15 protein-coding genes and 3 pseudogenes are annotated in these 19,440 nt (G+C 72.3%); 8 read left to right on the plus strand and 10 right to left on the minus strand.

Going from position 1 to position 19,440, the window contains the following annotated elements:
- Positions 1-93: 93 nt before the first annotated feature.
- The 3 genes from ACMATS_RS02595 (at position 94) to ACMATS_RS02605 (ending at position 4,565) form a co-directional block, all read left to right on the plus strand.
- A complete protein-coding gene (locus tag ACMATS_RS02595; protein WP_414166712.1) occupies positions 94-1,641 on the plus strand; it encodes a hypothetical protein in 1,548 nt (515 codons plus the stop codon).
- A gap of 78 nt (positions 1,642-1,719) precedes the next feature.
- Positions 1,720-2,730, plus strand: coding sequence for an acyltransferase domain-containing protein (locus ACMATS_RS02600; protein ID WP_414166713.1), 1,011 nt, complete (start codon positions 1,720-1,722; stop codon positions 2,728-2,730).
- Positions 2,727-4,565, plus strand: coding sequence for an acyl-CoA dehydrogenase (locus ACMATS_RS02605; protein ID WP_414166714.1), 1,839 nt, complete (start codon positions 2,727-2,729; stop codon positions 4,563-4,565). The genes ACMATS_RS02600 and ACMATS_RS02605 overlap by 4 nt, the downstream gene beginning before the upstream one ends.
- A 42-nt stretch (positions 4,566-4,607) precedes the next feature.
- On the opposite strand, the gene ACMATS_RS02610 is transcribed toward ACMATS_RS02605, so the two are convergent.
- Together ACMATS_RS02610 and ACMATS_RS02615 are read right to left on the minus strand one after the other, a co-directional pair.
- Positions 4,608-5,447: a chitosanase gene (locus tag ACMATS_RS02610; protein ID WP_390781286.1), complete on the minus strand. Its 840-nt coding sequence runs from the start codon at positions 5,445-5,447 to the stop codon at positions 4,608-4,610.
- Positions 5,448-5,495: 48 nt separating this feature from the next.
- Positions 5,496-6,251 (minus strand): GNAT family N-acetyltransferase, encoded by a 756-nt coding sequence (locus ACMATS_RS02615; protein ID WP_414166715.1) that lies wholly within the window; start codon positions 6,249-6,251, stop codon positions 5,496-5,498.
- A 305-nt stretch (positions 6,252-6,556) separates the two neighbouring features.
- Between ACMATS_RS02615 and ACMATS_RS02620 the strand changes: the two genes are divergently transcribed.
- Together ACMATS_RS02620 and ACMATS_RS02625 are read left to right on the plus strand one after the other, a co-directional pair.
- Positions 6,557-7,945, plus strand: coding sequence for a M14 family zinc carboxypeptidase (locus ACMATS_RS02620; RefSeq protein ID WP_414166716.1), 1,389 nt, complete (start codon positions 6,557-6,559; stop codon positions 7,943-7,945).
- Positions 7,946-8,088: 143 nt separating this feature from the next.
- Positions 8,089-9,735 carry an APC family permease gene (locus ACMATS_RS02625; protein WP_414166717.1) on the plus strand — a complete coding sequence of 549 codons (1,647 nt, stop codon included), beginning with the start codon at positions 8,089-8,091 and terminating at the stop codon, positions 9,733-9,735.
- Between the two features lie 45 nt (positions 9,736-9,780).
- On the opposite strand, the gene glsA is transcribed toward ACMATS_RS02625, so the two are convergent.
- The 6 genes from glsA to ACMATS_RS02655 form a co-directional block, all read right to left on the minus strand.
- Positions 9,781-11,391, minus strand: coding sequence for a glutaminase A (glsA, locus tag ACMATS_RS02630; protein WP_414166718.1), 1,611 nt, complete (start codon positions 11,389-11,391; stop codon positions 9,781-9,783).
- A gap of 194 nt (positions 11,392-11,585) precedes the next feature.
- Positions 11,586-12,821: a beta-ketoacyl-[acyl-carrier-protein] synthase family protein gene (locus tag ACMATS_RS02635; protein ID WP_414166719.1), complete on the minus strand. Its 1,236-nt coding sequence runs from the start codon at positions 12,819-12,821 to the stop codon at positions 11,586-11,588.
- Positions 12,818-13,123: an acyl carrier protein gene (locus ACMATS_RS02640; protein ID WP_414166720.1), complete on the minus strand. Its 306-nt coding sequence runs from the start codon at positions 13,121-13,123 to the stop codon at positions 12,818-12,820. The genes ACMATS_RS02635 and ACMATS_RS02640 overlap by 4 nt, the downstream gene beginning before the upstream one ends.
- 72 nt (positions 13,124-13,195) lie before the next feature.
- A complete protein-coding gene (locus ACMATS_RS02645) occupies positions 13,196-14,119 on the minus strand; it encodes a lysophospholipid acyltransferase family protein (RefSeq protein WP_391152127.1) in 924 nt (307 codons plus the stop codon).
- Complete coding sequence (locus ACMATS_RS02650) at positions 14,116-14,871, minus strand: GNAT family N-acetyltransferase (protein ID WP_414170645.1); 756 nt, start codon at positions 14,869-14,871, stop codon at positions 14,116-14,118. The genes ACMATS_RS02645 and ACMATS_RS02650 overlap by 4 nt, the downstream gene beginning before the upstream one ends.
- Before the next feature lie 172 nt (positions 14,872-15,043).
- Positions 15,044-15,742, minus strand: coding sequence for an alpha/beta fold hydrolase (locus tag ACMATS_RS02655; protein WP_414166721.1), 699 nt, complete (start codon positions 15,740-15,742; stop codon positions 15,044-15,046).
- 100 nt (positions 15,743-15,842) lie between these two features.
- Between ACMATS_RS02655 and lepB the strand changes: the two are divergent.
- Positions 15,843-16,544, plus strand: a pseudogene (gene lepB / locus ACMATS_RS02660) (signal peptidase I); the annotation flags it as partial.
- A pseudogene (locus ACMATS_RS02665) lies at positions 16,504-16,695 on the plus strand (helix-turn-helix domain-containing protein); the annotation flags it as partial. The pseudogenes lepB and ACMATS_RS02665, both read left to right, overlap by 41 nt.
- A 72-nt stretch (positions 16,696-16,767) precedes the next feature.
- Here the strand turns inward: ACMATS_RS02665 and ACMATS_RS02670 are convergent.
- A pseudogene (locus ACMATS_RS02670) lies at positions 16,768-17,555 on the minus strand (alpha/beta fold hydrolase).
- Between the two features lie 177 nt (positions 17,556-17,732).
- Entirely contained in the window at positions 17,733-18,356 is a 624-nt protein-coding gene (locus ACMATS_RS02675; RefSeq protein WP_414166722.1) for a LysE family translocator, read from the minus strand.
- A 109-nt stretch (positions 18,357-18,465) separates the two neighbouring features.
- On the opposite strand from ACMATS_RS02675, the gene ACMATS_RS02680 reads away from it, so the two are divergent.
- The gene (locus ACMATS_RS02680; RefSeq protein WP_414166723.1) at positions 18,466-19,440 is read left to right on the plus strand and encodes a LysR family transcriptional regulator; all 975 of its coding nucleotides are present in this window, start codon (positions 18,466-18,468) and stop codon (positions 19,438-19,440) included.

Here is a 19,440-nt window from a genome sequence, read left to right on the forward strand (position 1 = left end):
CGCAGACCGTTTTCCGGTTCGTGCGGGCATCACCCGGGGAATTATCCGGACACCCCCGGCATCCGCGCGCCGTGGAATGGTGCGGAAATCACAATGTCCCGGCGACCGGCCGAACCGGCCGAACCGGCCCGGCAGGAGAACGGGATGCCCGTACCGCACCGCCCCCACCGCCGATCCGGCCGCCGTCCCAACAGAAGGCTCCGCGCCCTGCTGGCGGAGGCCCGGTGGACGCAGGGCGCGCTCGCCCGTGCCGTCAACGCGGCCGCCGCCGAGGTCGGTCTGAGCCTGGGCTACGACCGCACCTCCGTGGCGCACTGGCTCAGCGGCACCCGGCCCAGGGCGCCAGTGCCGGAGCTGGTGGCGGAGGTGTTCACGCGGCGCCTGCAGCGCACCGTCTCCCCGGCCTCCGCGGGGTTCGCCACAGCGCCACCGCAGGGAGACCCCCGCTCCGACCGGCGGAGGAAACGTTCCCCCGAGGCCGGACTCGTGGCCCTCGCCGGCGCCGAGGCCGACCCTGCCCGCAGAGTCGCGGCACAACAGCAGCCCTACCGCGAGGCGCTGCTCCGCACGGCCCACCAGGACACACCGGCGCCGCGGAAGCCCTTCCCCTGGCACGGTGACCACCCCGCCGACGCGGAGACCCGCATGCTGCAGTGCGCCGAGCGCTTCTACGCCGCGTCGCTCGACGCCCACGGCGGCCGCGCCGCACGCTCCTCCCTGGCGGCCTACCTCACCCAGGACGTCGCCCACTGGCTCCGTTCCGCACGCACGGAACACGCGCACAGGACGGCCCTGGTGGAGGCCTCCCGACTGACGTTCCTGCTGGCCAGGATGTACGAGGACACCGCGGCCCACGGGCTCGCGCAACAGTGCTTCGTCATCTCCCAGCAACTCGCCGCCGAATCCGGTGACCGACTGGCCTGGGCGATCGGCCTGCGCGGCCTCAGCGCACAAGGACTGTCACTCGGGCACCACCGGGCCGCGCTGCACGCCGCCGAGGCCGCAGCGGAGGCGGGGCAGCGGGCGGGCGGCGGGCCGGGGGCGTATCTCCTCGCCCAACTCGCCGTGGCCCAGGCCGCCTACGGCCTCCGGCGCCAGGCCCTGCGTTCCCTCGGCCATGCGGAACACTGCATGGAATCGGCCATGGAACCGGCCGCGGAACCGGGCCACGAGCACGGGCCGTTCACCACCTACACGCCTGCCGCACTGGACTTCCAGCGCGCGAGAGCCCTGAGATTCCTGGGGGATTCCTCCGCCGCGTGCGAGGCACTGGCCCGGTCACTGGCCGTACGTCCCGCAACGGACCGCCGGGGACTGGCGCTCAGCCACGCTCAACGGGCGGAAATTCTGCTCCGCAGCGGGCATATCGAGGAGGCCTGCCTCTCGTGGCACTCTTTTCTGGAGCATTACCGGTACTTGCGCTCCGGTGCGGCCGACACCGCAGCCGTCCGGCTGCGCAGTCTGCTCGCCCCTTATCGGCGGACCCCGGCCGCCGCACGGGTTCTCGCGCGGGTCGCGGCGGAACAGGGCGGACGGTACCGGCGCTTAGCGCCGGGAAGGCGGCGGCCGGGCGGACACTTTCACTCCGTTCAACACCTCCGGTGCCGCCTGCACAACTCCCGGCGCGCCCGGCATTGTTGAATTGAGCAAGGGAAATGAGCAAGGGAAATGCCTTCATGCCTTTCCGGGCTCCGCGGGCCGGCGAAAGGAGCCTGTGCCGTGAGCATCGTCCACCTCTTCCCCGGGCAGGGGGATTTCGCGCTCGGTCCCCTGCTGCGGGCCGCCCGGATGCACCGGCCCGTGCACGACGCCCTCGCCGGGGTGCTCCGGCAGACCGACGGCGTCGCCGCCGAGTTCGGCATCAGGCCGCTGGGTCCCTGGCTGCTGGGGACGTCGCCGCCCAGCGGCCGTGAGCTGGCCGCGGCCGCGCCGGGGGCTCCGCAACTGGCCCTGTTCTGCTCCTCGCTGGCCGTCAGCCGGGCCCTCGGTACCGTCGGACTGCCGCCCGAGCGGGCCCTGGGGGTGGGCTTCGGCGAGATCGCGGCCCTCACGGCGGCCGGTGTGTTCGAGGCCGCCGGGGGCGCCCACATCGCCTGTCTGCTCGCGCGTTCCCTGGCCCGGTGCGACGGGAGCATGCTCGTGTTGCGGACGGGAGAGGAGCAGGCGCACGTCCTCATGTGCGCCGCGCACACCCGCGGGCTGGCCCTGGCCTGTGTGAACGACCCCGGCGAGACGGTGGTCGGCGGGGCCTCGGCCGCCGTGGCGGCCCTGGAGCGCACCGCCCGGCGGCGCGGTGTGTCCGCCACCCGCCTGCACCTGCCCTTCCTCTCCCACCACCCCTCGCTCACCGACGAGGCGCACTGCTTCGCCGCGTCGATCCGCCGCGTTCCCGCGGCACCTGCGCGCTTCCCCGTGCACTCCGCCGTTCTCGGCCGGGCGTACGGCAAGGAGGACGACGTCCACCGCGGGCTCGCCGACTGCCTCGTCCACCCCGCGCGGGTCCCCGAGGTGCTGCGCCAGGTGTGGACGTCGCCGGTCACGCTGCTGCTGGAGGCCGGCACCGGGCAAGCCCTCACCCGCAGCGTCCGCAGCTCGCTTCCCGCGGCCGCGGCCACGGCCCACGCCCCGCTGGCGGACCCCGGCTTCCCCTGGCGGCACCCCGAACGCCTGCGCAACCAGACCGCCCCCGCCACCACTTGTGCCCCTCCCGCCCCGGAGGCCTCGCGATGATCCCCCACACCGGGGCCGAGGCCGAACTCACCCGCATCGTCGGCGGACCGCACCCGGTCGAGCTGTACGAGCGGCTGACGGCCGCGCTCACGGCCGGCGCCGCACCGGAGGCGGATCGCGCCGGCCACGGCCGGCGGACCCACCACGCCCTGCGCCGGCTGGCCAAGGCCCTGCCGCCGGCCCGGGACCTGCTCGGTGACCCGTACCTGCTCGCCCTCATGAGCACCAGCACGGCCACCGCCGACCCGCCCCTGTACCTGGCCGCCCTCTCGCACTACGTGCTCTGCCTGGGATCCGTGCTCTCCCTGGCGGGCGACCCCGCCGAGCTCCGGTCACAACTGGACGCCCTGGAGAGCGGCTACGCCAAGGGCGTCTTCCTGGCGACGGAGACCGGGGACGCGGGAAGCCACCTGGCGCTGCGCACCACGGCCCGTTTCGACGCCGAGCAGCGGGAGTTCGTCCTCACCACCCCCGATGCGGGAGCGGCGAAGTTCGCCGGCGTCGGCGCTCTCGGGGAGCCGCAGACCGCCGTGGTGTGCGCACGCCTGCAGACCGCGCACCAGGACTGCGGGGTGTTCTCCTTTCTGGTCAACCTGTGCGACGAGCAAGGGCTGCTGCCCGGCGTGCGGATCTCCGCACCCCTGGACCTGGGTACCCTGCCGCTGGACCACGCCCTCGTCCGGTTCGACGGCGTGCGCCTGCCCTACCGGAACTGGCTGCGCGACACCGCCCGCATCGACGACCACGGCACCTTCCACGACCCCCTCCTCGGCCCGGACGCGCGGCTGCACCGCACGCTGAGCGTGGGGCAGGCGCTGTGGGCGACCCTGCCCTCGGCCCTGGCCGCGATGGCCCGCCAGTGCGCGGTCCTGACGCTGCGTCACTCCACCCACCGTCGCAGCAACGGGCGGCTCGCGCCGGGCTCGCCCGTCCTGGCCTACCGGATCCAGCAGCACGCGGTGCTGGGGGCGTTGGCCGAGTCCTTCGCCCTGACGTGCATGGGCAACGCGGCCCTGGACGCCTGGCAGCGGTCTCCCGGCGCGGCACGCTCCGCCGGGACGGCCTTCTCCCCCTGGGCGGCGGTCGACCCGGTCCTCTCGGTGTACAAGGCCCACGCGGCGAGCACCACCGCCCGTCTGGCCGCCGAGTGCCAGCACCGCTGCGGCCTCGCCGGATACCTGGACCTCAACCGGCTCGCCGCGTACCAGGGCTTCGCGCACGCCTTCGACAGCGCGGGCGGCGACAACCGGCTGATACTCCTGGACACCGGACTCACCCTGGCCGAACGGCCGAGGCCCGCCGACGGGGGAACGGCCCCGCCCTCGCGCATCCCGCCGCGCAGCCTCACCTGGTGGCCCACCGCCGCCCGGGCCCACGAGGCGCGCCTGACCGCCGGACTGCGCAGGGCCCTGCACCGGGGAGAGGAACACGGGCTGCGCGGCCTTGAGTTGTGGAACCCCCTGCTGACCACGGCGTACGAGCTCGGCGCGGCGCACGCGAGCCGCCTGGCCGCCGAGCAGGTGGCCCGCACGGTCGGCGAGGTCCGTGACCCCGAACTCGCCGCCGCCCTGCGCCCGTTGGCGGCTCTGTACGGGGTCGCGGAGGCACGCCGCCTGTCCGGCGGCCTGCTCTCCACCCAGGTCCTCGGCCCCGGTACCGTGCGCGCCCTGCCGCGCGCGATGGACGAACTGTGCGACCTGCTCCTGCCCCGGCTGCGCCTGCTGGAGGGGGTCATGGGCTCCCCCGGCACCGGACGCCCGGTCCCGCTCGGCGCGGCCGACTACGCCCGGGCGCTCGCCGACTCGCTGGCCTGGAGCAGCGGGGGACGGGCGTGACCGGCGCGCTCCGCAGCACAGTTGGACATCGGCGCGACGCGCTCAGGCGCCGCGTGCAGGCCGAGGCCAGCGGGCGATCTCGTACGCGTCGCCGTACGTCCGCCACCTCAGCGGCGGCCTGAGGGCAAAGTTGCCCTCATCAAGGAAGACCCGCTGCTCCGTGTCGACGCGCGTGGTGTTGCCGTGCACCGTCTCGTCCTTGATCGCGACCTTGCGCGCGTCGAGGAAGGCGTTGAGATACGCCCGTTCGTCGCCGCCGCGGGCCGGAAGCCGCGCCTTCTTCATCGCGTTCGCGCGGATGGCGCCGAAGCTGTCCTTGTCGTGGCCGTTGCCGTGCATCACGATCGCGTCGAAGTAGACGAACTGGCCCAGCGCGCGCAGCCCGTCCGCCTTGGCGCGCCGCACGGCGGGGCCGAAGTAGACGCGGTCGCGCTCCTCCTCCTGGGCGGCCTGGAAGGCCCGGTCGCGGGCGGCGGTGCGCCATGCCTGTTCGAAGGGGGCGTCGAGGCCGGCGTGCGAGGCGGTGCCGTTGACCCGGCGCAGGGCGGGCAGGTAGGGCGCGAGCGGATTGTGCGGTCTGCGGCGGGTGTAGCGGAGCACGACGTCGAGCATGTCGCCGGTGCCGGAGCAGAAGCCGATGATCCCGCCGGTGTATCCCTGCCCGTCGCCGATGTCCTGGAGGTATCCGTACTGGCTGCGCCAGTCGAGGGTGGAGTTCTCGGCGCTGGCCACCAGTTCCATGGCGACCTCCTTGGCACGTGGGCTGTCGAGGCCCGTGCCGTGCGGATGCCGGGCGGGGGCCGCGCGGCCGGTTCCGGTGAGGGCCGAGGAGGCGAGGAGGGCGAGGGCCGACGCGGTGACGAGCGTGATCCGCAGGTGCATGCCGACCATCCATAACCGGCGCGGACAGGAGGGACAAGCACCGGGAACTCAGGGCGTGTCCCGCTCTCGTCGGCCCGCTGCCCGCAGCGGGCGGTACCGCAGGCCCAGGCTGCGGTACAGCTGCAGGGCTGCCCGGTTGTCGTCGTCCACCATCAGCGCGGCCGTGCCGTACCGGGAGAGCGCCTCGGCCAGCAGCAGTGCGCACACCTGGCGCGCGAGGCCGCGGCCTCGCGCCTCGGGGAGCACGGCGATGCCGGAGAGGAGGCCGACGGTGGGCGCGGACCAGGCGAGGGCGCCCACGGCGACGAGCCGGCCGGCGCCGTCGCGCGCTCCGGCCCAGCGCCCGGCCCCGGGGCCGCCGGGTTGCGCGTACGACTCCGGAAATCCCGCTGCCACGACGGCACTTGCCTCGTCCAGCGCACTCTGCGGCAGCCACCGCGCGTCCCCCGTGGCGGGGAGGGGCGGGCCGGGCCGTGTGCGGTCCATCCAGCCGAAGTCGCCGGAGCGGGACAGACCGGGCAGTTCGGCCGCCAGTACGTCGATGAGGTCGCGGTCGCCCAACGGGCGGTAGGTCGGGCCGAGTTCGTCCAGCACTTCGCGGGCGAGGGGGACGGCGGAGCGGGGGTCGCCCCATACGGCCAGCCGGTCGCGCGTCGACAGTGCGCGCCCGGCCACGGCGAGCGCGCGGCCGTCGGCGCTCGCCCAGGCGCGGTTGCCCTCGCCCAGACGCTGGGCCGCCCAGCGGCACAACGAGTCGCCGCGGCAGCATGTGGCCAGTTCCCCAAGGCTGTTGACCTCCCGCACGGTGCCGATTCTGGCAGGCGCAGGCGTACCGGCAGCACGTCGGGTCCCGCACACCCCCTTCTCTTCTTGGCGCGAGCATGCCATCCTCCGAGCGTCGGCCTGACGGCATCAGCCCCCCGCGGAGCGCCGCACCACACCTCCGGCGCCTCCCGCAGTCAGCGCCGTCGGACGAAGGACCGGCTGCCCGGGACCGCCGCAGGGCCCTGCGGCACGGCCACGGCGGCCGGCCGAGGCGCGCGCCCGGTCGCCGCTCTCCGGCCCGGCCCGCGCGCGGTACCGCTACCCCCCCCCACGGAAGGCCATCCATGTCCCGCACACGCTTGGCGGCGCTGGCCGCCGGAGCGACGGCCCTGGCCGCCGCGGCCATGTTCCCGCAGGCCTCATCGGCAGTGGCCGGCACCACGGCCGCTCCCCCGCCCTCCCCCGACACCGCGGTCGTCTACCGGGTCCCGGCGCACCACAAGCAGGATGCGCAGAAGCTCATCCGGGCCGGCTACGACCTCCTCGAACGCCGCCAGGGCGACGACCTGTTCGTCCTGGGCGACCGGAGCTCGGCCGCCGGGCTGCGCCGGCTCGGCTTCGCGCCGACGGTCGAGTCGACGATGCCGAGATCCAATCCCTCGGCACACGCCCGCCCCGACGCGGACGGCACCTACGACGGCGGCTACCACACCGTCGACGCCCACTACGCGCACCTGGACCAGGTCGCCGCCGCACACCCCGACATGGCGACGACCGTCACCTACGGGCAGTCCTGGCTCAAGCAGGCCGGGGCCGGCGGCCACGACCTCAAGGCGATCTGCATCACCAAGATCAAGCCGGGCGACTGCCAGTTGAACCCCAACGCGGCCAAGCCCCGCTTCTTCCTCATGAGCCAGATCCACGCCCGCGAGATCACCACCGGCGAGATGTCCTGGCGCTGGATCGACACGCTGACGACCGACTACGGCAAGGACCCGGACATCACCCGGCTCATGGACTCCACCGAGATGTGGGTGGTCCCCATCGCCAACCCGGACGGCGTCGACATCGTCGCCCAGGGCGGCGACAACCCGGTCCTGCAGCGCAAGAACGCCGACAACGCCAACGGCGTCTCCTGCGGCTGGACCGGGCAGACCGGCGTCGACCTCAACCGCAACGCCGGCACCCACTGGGGCGGCCTCGGCACCTCGACCCAGCCGTGCAGCGAGGTCTACCTCGGGCCCGCCGCGGACTCGGAGGCGGAGAACACCGGGCTGGAGAGCCTCTTCCGGCAGCTGTACCCGGCCGTGCGCACCGGCACGGGCGACAGCGACCCCGCGCCCGCCGGTGCCAAGGGCCTGATGATCAGCCTGCACAGCGACGCGAGCATGGTCCTCTTCCCGTGGGAGGCGGATCACACCATCCACACCGGCAACGACGCCGCGCTGCGCGCGCTCGCCGGGCGCATGGGGTCGATCACCGGCTACCAGTCCGGGCAGGCGGGGGAGATCCTCTACGACGCCTCCGGCGGCACCGACGACTGGACGTACGACAAGCTCGGCCTGGCCAGCTTCACCATCGAGATCGGTGACAGCGACGGACGCGGGTGCAGCGGCTTCACGCCCGCCTTCTCCTGCCAGGACGGCTATTTCTGGCCCAAGATCAAGCCCGCTCTGGTCTACGCCGCCCAGCACGCGGCCGCGCCGTACCAGGGGGCCGACACCGCCCGGTGACCACGGGCCGGCCCCGGGGCCCGGGCCGGGCTCCCGGGGCCCGGGCCGGGCTCCCGGGGCCGGTTGGCAAAGACTGGCTAAAAGTAAATACAGTAGGCGTTCGATTCGTGTACCCCACGCCAGAACGGATGCCCACTGTGGACATGAGCGCGGCCAATCGCAAGGGCCTGAGCCTCTTCGCCCTGATCATGATCGGCCTCGGCTCCATCTTCGGCTCCGGCTGGCTCTTCGGGGCCGGGCAGGCCGCCCAGGTGGCCGGGCCCGCCGCGCTCGTCGCCTGGGTGATCGGCGCCGTCTTCATCGGCATGATCGCCATGTCGTACGCCGAGGTCGGTGCCGCCTACCCGCTGCCGGGGGCCATGGCCCGCTTCGGCTCCCTCTCGCACGGCCCGGTGCTCGGCTTCGTCACCGGCTGGGCGGTGTGGATCGCGACAGCCTCGCTGATCCCCATCGAGGCCATCGCCGGCACCCAGTACATGTCGTCCTGGAGCTTCGGCTGGGCGCAGGACCTGGTCTCCGACGGCAAGCTCTCCGCCACCGGCATGGCGACGGCCCTGGTCCTCACCTTCGCCCTGTGGCTGGCCTGCTACTGGTCCGTGGCCCTGCTGGCCCGCGCCAACAACCTGCTCACCCTGGTCAAGTTCGCCATCCCGGTCCTCGCCGTCGCCGCGCTCATCGCCTCCGGCTTCCACACCGGCAACTTCACCGACCACGGCGGCTTCGCCCCCAACGGCTGGTCCGCCGTGATGACCGCCGTCACCACCTCGGGCGTCGTCTTCGCCTTCAACGGCTTCCAGGCCGTCGTCAACCTCGGCGGCGCCGCCAAGAACCCCGGCCGCGCCATCCCGCTCGCCCTCGTCGGCGCGCTCTCCCTCGGCCTGGTCATCTACCTCGCCCTGCAGGTCGCCTTCCTCGGCGCCGTCCCGCCCGAGAAGCTCGCCGAGGCCGGCGGCTGGAGCGGCATCAACTTCGCCTCCCCCTTCGCCGACCTCGCCAAGCTGCTGATGCTGCACTGGGTCGTCACCATGCTCCAGTTCGGCGCGTTCATCTCCCCCAACGGCGCCAACATCGGCAACGTCGCCTCCGCCGCCTACCTGGCCCAGAACCTCGCCGAGACCGGCTTCTTCCCCAAGAAGATCGCCGAGGTGCACCCCCGCTACGGCGTCGCCCGCCCCGCGATGTGGCTCAACCTGGCCTTCTCCGTGCTGCTGCTGCTCACCATCGGGCACAGCTGGGAGGCGCTCGCCAGCGTGGTCTCCGCGGCCATGGTCGTCTCCTACCTGATGGGCCCGATCGCGGTCGGCGTCTTCCGCAAGACCAAGCCGAATCTGCCCCGCCCCTTCCGCCTGCCCGCGGCCTCGGTGCTGTGCCCGCTCACCTTCGCCTTCGCCGCCTGCGCCCTGTACTGGTCGAAGTGGCCCAACACCGGCAAGGTCGCCCTGCTCACCCTCGTCTCCGTGCCGATCGCCGCGATCGTCCTGCGCCGCCGTGGGGAGACGGACCTGCGCCGCCAGTTCGCACCGGCCTGGTGGATGGCCGCGTTCCTGCTGTGGATGGCGGGGCTCTCCGCCCTCGGCGGCAAGGAGTTCGGCGGCCACGGCGTGATCACGGGCGGAGCCGACATCGCGCTCGTCGCCGTGTCCGCCCTGGGCTTCTACTTCTGGGCCGTCCGCGCCGGCGTCCGCGCCCACGAGGCGGGGCTGCCGGACGCGGACCCGGTCCTCGGGACCGCCCGGGAGACGGCGCCCGAGGCCGGGGACGAGCCGGCGAAGGTGGCTGTCGGGGCCTGAACCCCGGTACGCGCAGGGCCCCGGCACGTGCCGGGGCCCTGCGCGTTACCCGGCGGCAGACGCCTCAACGGCGTTGGCCAGAAGTTCTGCGAGCCCCCGGTGTCCGGAACGGTTCGCGTCGTCCAGCGGCGTATGGCCCCACCGGTCGACCGGCCGGGGGTCGACCCCCTTGCACAGCAGAAAGGCCGCGACGTCCATGTGGCCTTCGGCCGCTGCCAGATGGAGCGCGGTGCGTCCGTCGTAGTCGGCGGCGTCGAGGGGGACGTGGCAGGCGGCCAGGCGGCGTATCTCGTCGAGGTCGCCCTGGCTGGCGGCGAAGCACAGGCCCACGATGCCCTCGATCCGGCTCTGGTCGCGCCGCAGACGCGGATCACGTTTGCCGGTCCCGGGCCCCAAGCCGGTGAGCAGGTCGTAGGTGTGCACGTTGTAGCAGTCGACCAGACGCCGGCAGACCTCGATGCCCCGCACCGAATTCCCCTGGGCGTCCAGCCGGGGCGACCACACGGCGATGCCCATCAGCTGGGGGACGACCAGCATCAGCGCGCCGGAGACGCCGCTCTTGGCCGGCAGCCCGATGGTGAAGGCGAACTCCCCGGAGAAGTCGTACATGCCGCACGAGGACATCAGCGACAGGCAGTGGCGCACCGTCCCCGCGGAGAAGACCCGGTCCCCGGTCAGCGGGCACACCCCGGCATTGGCCAGGGAGGCCGCCGCGATGGCCAGGTGCCGGGCGGTGAGCTCGATCGAGCAGCACTGGAAGTAGAAGTCCAGGGTGTCCAGCAGATCGGTGCCGGGCGGGAACGCCCCGCGTTCGCGCATCGAATACCCCAGGGCGAAGTTGCGGTCCGCGGTGGTGCGCTCGGACAGGTAGACGGAGTTGTTGAAGCCGACGGCCCGCCCGCCGGCGAGCCGCCGCCACGCGTCGGCCACGAAGTCGAAGCGGTCCGCGGCGTCCAGACCCTGCTGGATGAGCGCACAGCTCATGATCGCCCCGGCGTTTATCATCGGGTTGTGCGGCAGCCCGGCCTTGTTGAAGGTCAGCTCGTTGAACCCCTGGCCGCTGGGCTCGCGTCCCACATGGCGATGGACGGTGTCGGGCCCGTGCTCCTCCAGGGTGAGGCAGTAGTTGACGGTCTTGGACACCGACTGCAGGCAGAAGCGCACTCCCGCGTCGCCGATGGAGAACCGCTGACCGTCCACCGTGCACACCGAGATCGCGAACCGGTCCGCCTCCACCCGCGCCAGCTGCGGAATGTAGTCGGCCACGGCACCGCGCACATCGGCCCGGACCTCCCGGTGGATCCGCCGCACATCGGCCACCAGCGCGGGAAAGTCGGGTACGGCCAGCTCTCCCCGGGCGGCCCGCTCGATGATGCCGCTGTTGCGCTGGGTCCCGGCGGTGAACTCCTCGACGGTCACCGACGATCCGGCCGGACGGGCCCGCTTCAGATAGGCGATGGTCTCGGCGATCCGGGGGTCGTCCGCCAGAACACCCGCCCGCTGCAGCACCTTGAGCACCTGATCGGGAACGAACCGGCCGGACGGATCCCGCTCGAAGAACTCGACGACACCGGTGTGCGCCCCGGCCCTCCGCCGGGCCGGCACCCCGGAAGGGTCGCAGGCCGCGGGATGCTTCCCCGCCTTCGCAGCAGTCATCGCAAAACCCCCGCCCCAAGTGCCTCTGCCGCACCGGCAATTCCCGCTCATGAGCGACGAGAACCGGCCACGCCGCGATGCGTGTACGCGCGACCGGTGGTGCGGTGGCGGACGTCGGCGGGCACGGCCTGGCGCGCGCCGTGCACGGTGGGGGCACCTCAAGTCGTCGAGCCATTGGCTCGGCAGCGCGACCGTCACGCTGCGCGGAAGGCCAGTACCGCGTTCTGGCCTCCGAAGCCGAAGGAATTGCTGACCACGGCACCCACCGCTGTGCGCCGGGGAGCTGCGGTGACCACGTCGAGGTGAATGGCGGGGTCGAGGACGTCGAGATTGGGGGTGGGCGGGATGATCTGATGCCGGAGGATCAGCGCCGCGCACACCGCCTGGATGCCGCCGGATCCGCCGGCCGCGTGTCCCAGGGCCCCCTTCAACGCGGTGACCGGAGGCGGCTCCTGGCCGAAGACCGTTCTCAACGCACGGTATTCGGCGAGGTCGTTGACCCTGGTCGACGTACCGTGGGCGTTGACGTGGCCGATGTCGGCCGGGGCGAGACCGGCGTCTGCCAAGGCACTGTGCAACGCCTGTGCGGCGCCGCGGCCGCCGGGGTGGGGTGCCGTCATGTGGTGGGCATCGCACGAGGCGCCGTACCCGGCGAGGTACGCGTACGGGGCGACGCCCCGGGCGCGGGCGTGTGCCGCCCTCTCCAGCACGAGCACCCCGGCACCCTCACCGAGGACGAAACCGTCACGCCCGGCGTCGAAGGGCCGTGACGCGGCGCTCGGATCGGACCGGCGGGTGGACAGCGCCCTCATCTGGTGGAAGCACACGGCAGCGGTGCGCGTGCGGATCGACTCGCTGCCGCCGACGAGCGCGATGTCGCAGGCGCCGGACCGTACGAGGTGGCAGCCCAGACCCACTGCCGTGGCGCCGGAGGCGCAGGCGGTCGAGACGGACAGGTTCGGGCCGCGGGCACCGAGGTCGATGCCGACCTCCCCGGCGGACATGTTGGGCATGCTGCGCATCAGTGCCATCGGAGACACCTTCTCCGGTGTGCCGGCACCCATCAACGCGTAGACCTGCTCGTGGTGTTCGGTGCTGGCGGATGCCGTACCGATGACGACGGCGACGCGGGAGGAATCCCATTGGGAGGTGTCCAGCCGCGCGTCGGCGACGGCCTCGCGGGCTGCGCCCACCGCCATGGCCGTGTAGCGGTCGAGCCGGGCAGCGAGGCGTGATCCCAGGCGTGCGGACACGTCGAAGGGGACCGGGCAGGAGAAGTCGACGGCCAGTCCGGCGAGCAGCGGATCGGGCACTGCGCGCGGGACCCCGGAGAGGAGGCCGGCCCAGGTCTCCGGCGCCGTCGGACCGGCCGGAGTCACCGCTCCGAGTCCGGTGACGGCCACGTCCGTGGTGTCCGCGGTCCGCCTCACCGGCTGTCCCCGGCCTCCTCCGGTGCGGCGGCGGACGGGGCGGTGCCGGTGCGCGACGCGGCGCCGATGATCCGTGCCGCCTCGCCGAGGGACGTGCTCATGGTGAAGTCCTCCAACGTGACGGTACCGGGCGCGTGTTCCGCAAGGACCAGTGAGACTTCAAGCATCGACACGGAGTCGAGCCCGAGCTCGGCGAAGGTGCGGCCGGGGCCGAGCTCGTGGGGTGCGCAGCCGATCCTCTCCACGAGGGCCCGGGTGAGAAATGCATAGACGCGGTCGTAACCGTCATGGCTGTCGGTCATGGACGAGATTCCTCGGGCGGTCGAGGTCCGGAAGGACCGGGGAAGACTGAACAGGCCCACGAACGACGGGCGTCACGGCTCGCCGGTGGCCACGAGAGCGGCCGGCCGGCAGGGGCTTCCCGGCTTCCGGAGCCGGGGCACCTCCGGTATGGCACGGTCCACCGCCTGCTCGGCGGCCCGGGCCAGGGACCGCCGGTCGGACTCCGGGCGGGCCGGCAGGGGATCGAGCCGCTCGACCTCGACGACCAGGTCACGCTGGGCGATGAGCAGCATGACCGACTCCACCACGGACATGGGGCCGACCAGGGCGGCCGCCGTGGTGGTACGGCCGGCCGACCGGTACCGCAGCACCACGGGCAGGACGGGCACGCCCGCGTCCAGGGCGGCCTGGAAGAACGCCGGCCGGTACGGCCCGCAGGCCGAGCCGCACCACGTCGTCGCCTCGGGACAGACGAACACCCGGTCGCCGGCGCGCAACGCCCGGGTGACCCCGGCGACGGCGGCGGGCAGCGCCGACAGCCGTTCGCGGTCGACGTACAGCGTGCGGCCGAGCGCTGCGGCCCATCCGACGACCGGCCATCGCCGTACGTCCGCTTTGCTCAGCGGCCGGGCGGGGTCGTAGCCGATGAGAACGAGGTCGTCGAGCAGCGAGGTGTGGTTGAGCACCAGCAGGCCGGGCACCGTGTCCTGCGGCCGGGCCTCGGGCGGTGTCTCGGACGGCGTGAAGCACACCCGGACGCCCATGGCCCGGACGGTCAGCCGGATCCACCAGCGGTAGGCCCGCAACCGCAGTCGGCGGCCTGCTGCGGAGGACAGCGCAGGCACGACGATCAATGAGCAGGACAGCAGCACCGCTGTCAGCCGCAGGAGTCGCCGCAGCGGCCCCACCCGGTTCTGTTCCGCCGGCCCGGGCAGGCAGGATCGGCTGCACGGCGACGTGGGCCGCCATGGATCGGCGGCATCGGTCACACCGGTTGCGCCGGTTGCCTTGGTCATGACGCCACTGCCTGCAGCGGGGACAGGCGGCTCTTCGGCACCCGGTCCACTGCCAGCAGCGTGAACAGATCCGCCGTACGGAAGCTGCTGTCCAGCGCCGGTGGTCCGCAGACCCAGGCGCCCAGCATGAGGTAGCCGCGCAGCAGCGACGGCACCGCAGCAGGCGGGCACGGACCGGGGTCCGGCGGGTTCCAAGGGGTCCGGGGCCGCACCCGGTACGCGGCCGGTGCGTAATGCCGGGCGCGGACGGTCTGCCAGGCAGCGGAGGCCTGGGCCCCGCCGTCGGCCAGGGGCACGGAGGCGCACCCGCCGAGCCATCGGAGCCCGCGGTCCGTCATGTAGCGCAGGACGCCCGCCCACAGGCACAGCACCACCAGACCATTGCGATGCCCCTGGTGCACGCACGCCCGCCCGATCTCGACCAGCCCTCCGCTCAGTGAGGTGACGGCGCCGAGCTCGAACAGTCCGTCGGATACCAGCTGTTGGGATCTTCCCGGGGGTAACAGCCGGTAGACTCCCACCACTTCCCCGGTCGCCTCGTCACGGACCAGAAGGTGATCGCAGACCCCGTCGAACCCGTCCACGTCCAGCCCGTCGGCAGCGGAGGGCAGGCGGGCCCCCTGCTCCGTCGCGAACACCTGGTACCGCAGCCGCTGGGCACTGCGCACGTCGTCCTCGCCCCGGGCCAGGACGGCCTGATAGGCACCGCCGGATCCCGCAGGGCCGCCGGATGGGCGGGCAACACGGGCCAGGACACGGGAAACCGCCACGGCGACCCACCCCCTCCCCCAACACGACGCGCGTGACAGACCGCCCCCCCGGCCCTGCTGCGGCCTTTCTGCCCAACGCCATGCGGGCCATGCGACGAGAGCCGTCCTCCACTCCAAAGGCTGAACGTCCCTGTCGACGATGACGATTGACGGGTCAGACCGGCTCGGGCGGGGCTCCGGCCGACAGCATTCTGCTGATGGCGGCAGCCACGTCACCGGGGCGCGAGACCATGGAGAAGTGGCTGGCGGGTAGTGCCGTGACCGTGGCATTCGTCCGTTCCGCGAACCACTTCTGCAGCCCGGGATCGAGCATCCGGTCGTCCGTGGAGAGGACATAGCCGCACGGCAGGTCGTGCCACGCACCGCGCCCTGACGGACCGGAGAAGCAGGCACCGTGAGTCGGCCTGTGCACCGCTGCCAGGACTCGGGTCGTCGTCACCGGAACATCGGCTGCGAGCACCTCTCCGAACAGGTCGGGGTCGAGGGTCGACCAGCCGTCCTCGCCGAACCGGATCGCATCACGGCCCTGGGCCCTTGCCCCGCGCTCGGTCAGCGCCAGGAGCGTCTCGGACTCGTCGGGGGCGTAGGCCGCGACGTACACCAACGCGGCGACGCTGGGGTTGTGATGCGCGGCCCCGGATATCACCATGCCGCCGTAGGAGTGGCCGACCAGTGTCACCGGTTCGTCGAATGCCGCGATCTGCCGCCGCGTCCAGGTGATGTCCTCCTCCAACGAGGTCAACGGCAGCTGAACGGCCACCACACGGTGCCCCTCGTCCTGGAGGGCGGCGATCACCGCCTGCCAGATCGACCCGTCGCCCCACGCTCCGTGCACCAGCACAACGTTGGACACTGCCGCCTCCCGGATTCCCTGCCCACGGCCTGCTGTGATCACCGTATCTCAGGGCGAGGCGGGAACTCCCGTTCGTTGTGCGGGGAGACAGACAAACCAGGTGCGGCAATCGACTAGGGAGACGGGCGTGGACAATGTGGCGGAGAGGACCGGGCAGAGGTCTCGGTCCTCGAAACGGCGCCCCTTATGGAAGGAGATCCCCGTCCTCGTGGTGCTGGCGCTCGTGCTGGCACTCGGCATCAAGACCTTCCTGGTGCAGGCGTTCTCCATCCCCTCCGGTTCGATGCAGAACACTCTTCAGCTGGGAGACCGCGTTCTGGTCGACAAGCTCACCCCGTGGTTCGGCTCGACGCCGCAACGCGGCGAGGTCGTGGTCTTCCACGACCCGGACGGCTGGCTCAAGGACCAGCCGACACCGCACCCGAACGCCCTGCGCAAGACCCTCGCGTACATCGGACTGACACCGTCCGCCAATGAGAAGGATCTGATCAAGCGAGTGATCGGGGTGGCGGGAGACACCGTCGAGTGCCACGGCACGGACCCGCTGAAGGTCAACGGCAAGCCGCTCACCGAACCGTACGTCTACGGCGGCAACACCCCGTGCAGCGTCGACGAGCGAGGCGGCCGGTTCACGGTGACAGTGCCTCCGGGCAAGGTGTGGGTGATGGGCGACCACCGTCAGAACTCGGAGGACTCCCGCTACCACCAGGGCGACAGGAACCACGGCATGGTCCCGGTGGAGGACGTGGTGGGCCGCGCCGTTGCCGTCGCCTGGCCCCCGACCCATTGGAGCACCTTGCCGGCCGATAGCGCCCGCTGATGCTCCCTTCGCGGCCGAGGTGGGCATCTTCTGGACGACCGTCCACAAGTGGATCCGCCGGTGGCGGGCCGAGGGCGAGCCGGGACTGCGGGACCGCTCCAGCCGGCCGCGCAGGACCCCGCACCGCACGCCCAGAGCGGGGCCGGCCGCATCACCCGCAGCGGTATGGGCTTCGACTGGCTGGACGAGTATCGGCTGCGCTGTTCTACAGCTTGTGCGCGGTGGTGAGGAAGTCCAGGACGAAGGGGCTGGCGTGGGTGCGGAACTCCTCGAAGTAGGCGTGCCGGGCTTCGGGGATCAGATGGAGTCGGGCGTTGGGGATGCGGTCGGTGAGCAGGTGTGCGTTGGCGGTGGGGTTGAGCAGGTCGTCGCTTCCGTGGACGACCATGGTGGGTGCGCTGATGTCCGGCAGGGTGTCCCAGGCGTCGTGCCGGTTGCCGGCCGCGAGGTGGTGGCGCCGGGCGTGGGCAGGCATGCCGGGGTCGCCGACGGTGTGGTGCGGGCCGGGATGGGTGTCGAGCCATTGGGGGTGTACATCAGCTCCAGCAGGGCCTGTCGCGCGGCTCCGGGCTGAGGTTGCGCCAGGGCTTGGCGGACGTCGTTGCCGCGTTCGACGCTGTGCGGGCCGCCGGGTGAGGTGCAGCCGAGGACCAGGGCGCCCACCCGGTGGGGGTGGCGGGCCGCGAGCTGCTGGGCCACCCGTCCGCCCATGGACGTGCCGTAGACGTCGGCCCGGTCGATGCCGAGTTCGTCGAGGACGGCGATGACGTCCTGGGCGAACAGTTCGGTGCTGTGAGGAGTGTTGGGCTTGTCGCTGTCGCCGGTGCCGCGGTAGTCGAGCGTGAGGGTGCTGCGGGCGGGGTGGAAGTCGGCGCGAATCGAGTCCCACCAGTGGTGGTTGTTGGCCTGGCCCGCCAGCAGGACCAAGGGCATCCCCTGGCCCTGGAGTTGGTAGGCGATGCGGGTTCCGTCCGGTGTCATCGCGTGCGTCATCGGCTTCCTCGCTCCCGCGTGGGATCTATGTGGGCCTGAGTGGGCGGTGAAGCCGGGGCGGCTGTCCTGGTGTGTTCGGTCGCCACCGGCCGTGCAGGGCAACCCCATGGCTGCCGGTGCACAAGGGCGGCAGATGGCCCGCGCGACCGGGTGTCGGAAGAACGACCGGACCGGCCTTCAGACACCCGCTGCCACCGCGGCGCCCAGCCCGAGCAGGACGACGCCGGTCGTCACGCTGAGCCCCCGCAGGACGGTCGGCCGCGACACCAAGGCGCGCCCTCGGCCGACGGCCCAGGTGAGCAGCAGGTACCAGGAGGCGCTGACGAGCGCCCACAGGGCTCCCAGGGCGACGGTCGACAGGAACACCGGGCCGTTCGCCGTCACGAATTGGGGCAGGACCGAGACGGCGAACACGCCGGCCTTCGGGTTGCCGAGGTTGGTGCTCAGACCGGTGAGGTATCCGCCCGCGAAGCCGGTGCGGCGCCCGCTCTCGCGGAGCGGACGGGTGGAGGCGGTGGTGAGCGCGGTCCGCAGCGTGTTCACTCCGAGGATCATCAGCACGATGCCGCCTGCGATCCGGAGTACCGCGTACGCGCGCGGGCTGGCCAGCAGGGCGGCAGACAGCCCGGCCGCGGCGGCCGTGGACCACAGCAGGAAGCCGGTGGCGTTGCCCGCGAGCGTGCCTCGGACTGTGCGTTGCCCGCCTTCCAGAACCTGACGGATCAACATGGCTTGACTCGCGCCTGGCAGCATCGCCAGCAGCAAGGTGGTGGCGATGAAAACGGGCACATGCGTAGGCATGGGGGCGGAACCCTTCCGGGGATCACGGTCGATGGGTGGACCACCAGGCTTCCTCTCCCGCACTTGTAAGGGAAGTTAAAAGATGGTGGTGCAGCGTTAGAATTAGTGAATGGTGGTGGACCCGGGACAACTCCGGCTTCTCGCGTTGATCGAGCGGCACGGCTCCTTGACGGCGGCGGCTCGCGCTCTCCAGCTCACGCCCGCGGCGGTCACACAGCAGGTGGTCAAGGCCGAGCGCGACTGGCAGGTGCCCCTGGTCATCCGTGGTCCTCGCGGAGCAACACTCACCGCAGCCGGTGCGCTGCTCGCCTCCCACGGTCGAACCGTGGAGGAGGCGTCGGACAAGGCCGAGGCGCAACTGGCCTCGCTGCTCGGTCATCTCTCCCTGCGGCTGCGGATCGGAACGTTCCAGGCGGCTGCCCTGCACTTGCTGCCACCCGCCCTGACGGCGCTGCGGCACCGCCATCCGGACGCCGACGTCTCCGTCGTGGACGTGGTGTCCGGACGCGGAGCGGACGAGATCAGCGCAGGGCGCCTGGACCTCGTCATCGTCGCGTCCTGGGGCACACCGCTCGTGCCGCCCCCGCACCTACGCGCCCACCCGCTCCTGCTGGACCCGATGGTCGTGGTTCTCCCCGACGACCACCCGCTGGCCACCGGGCAGCCCGCCGACACCGAACTGCGCCTGAAGCAACTGCGCGACGAATCGTGGGTTTCCATCCTGGCCGGCCACGCCGCCCGCGAACAGTTCCACGACGCTGCCCACGATGCCGGCTTCACTCCCACCGTGCGGTTCGAGACCGAGTCCTACGACGTTGTCCAGGCCCTCGTCGGCACAGGCAGCGCTGTGGCTCTGGTATCACGCCTGGCCCTGACCCATGCGCCCGGCACCACCCATCGCGAACTGGCCCACCCGAGGCCCTATCGCCAGCTCTACGCCCTGACCAAGGCCGACGCCGGCCTCACACCACTCGCCGACATGCTGATCGACCTCCTGCGTGACGTCGCCCGCGACATCACCGCTACCTGGGAGGCACCTCTACAAGAAGAACAACACTCATCGGACTCACCGCACGGAGCCTGA

It is taken from the genome of Streptoverticillium reticulum, from assembly GCF_047456005.1.
GTDB lineage: Bacteria > Actinomycetota > Actinomycetes > Streptomycetales > Streptomycetaceae > Streptomyces > Streptomyces reticulum.

Excerpts from the sequence above, each read along its gene's own strand:
- ACMATS_RS02595 (WP_414166712.1), top strand. The coding sequence starts at position 94 with ATGTCCCGGCGACCGGCCGAACCGGCCGAACCGGCCCGGCAGGAGAAC.
- ACMATS_RS02605 (WP_414166714.1), top strand. The coding sequence starts at position 2,727 with ATGATCCCCCACACCGGGGCCGAGGCCGAACTCACCCGCATCGTCGGC.
- ACMATS_RS02610 (WP_390781286.1), bottom strand. The coding sequence starts at position 5,447 with ATGCACCTGCGGATCACGCTCGTCACCGCGTCGGCCCTCGCCCTCCTC.
- ACMATS_RS02620 (WP_414166716.1), top strand. The coding sequence starts at position 6,557 with ATGTCCCGCACACGCTTGGCGGCGCTGGCCGCCGGAGCGACGGCCCTG.
- ACMATS_RS02625 (WP_414166717.1), top strand. The coding sequence starts at position 8,089 with ATGAGCGCGGCCAATCGCAAGGGCCTGAGCCTCTTCGCCCTGATCATG.
- glsA (WP_414166718.1), bottom strand. The coding sequence starts at position 11,391 with ATGACTGCTGCGAAGGCGGGGAAGCATCCCGCGGCCTGCGACCCTTCC.
- ACMATS_RS02640 (WP_414166720.1), bottom strand. The coding sequence starts at position 13,123 with ATGACCGACAGCCATGACGGTTACGACCGCGTCTATGCATTTCTCACC.
- ACMATS_RS02645 (WP_391152127.1), bottom strand. The coding sequence starts at position 14,119 with ATGACCAAGGCAACCGGCGCAACCGGTGTGACCGATGCCGCCGATCCA.
- ACMATS_RS02675 (WP_414166722.1), bottom strand. The coding sequence starts at position 18,356 with ATGCCTACGCATGTGCCCGTTTTCATCGCCACCACCTTGCTGCTGGCG.
- ACMATS_RS02680 (WP_414166723.1), top strand. The coding sequence starts at position 18,466 with ATGGTGGTGGACCCGGGACAACTCCGGCTTCTCGCGTTGATCGAGCGG.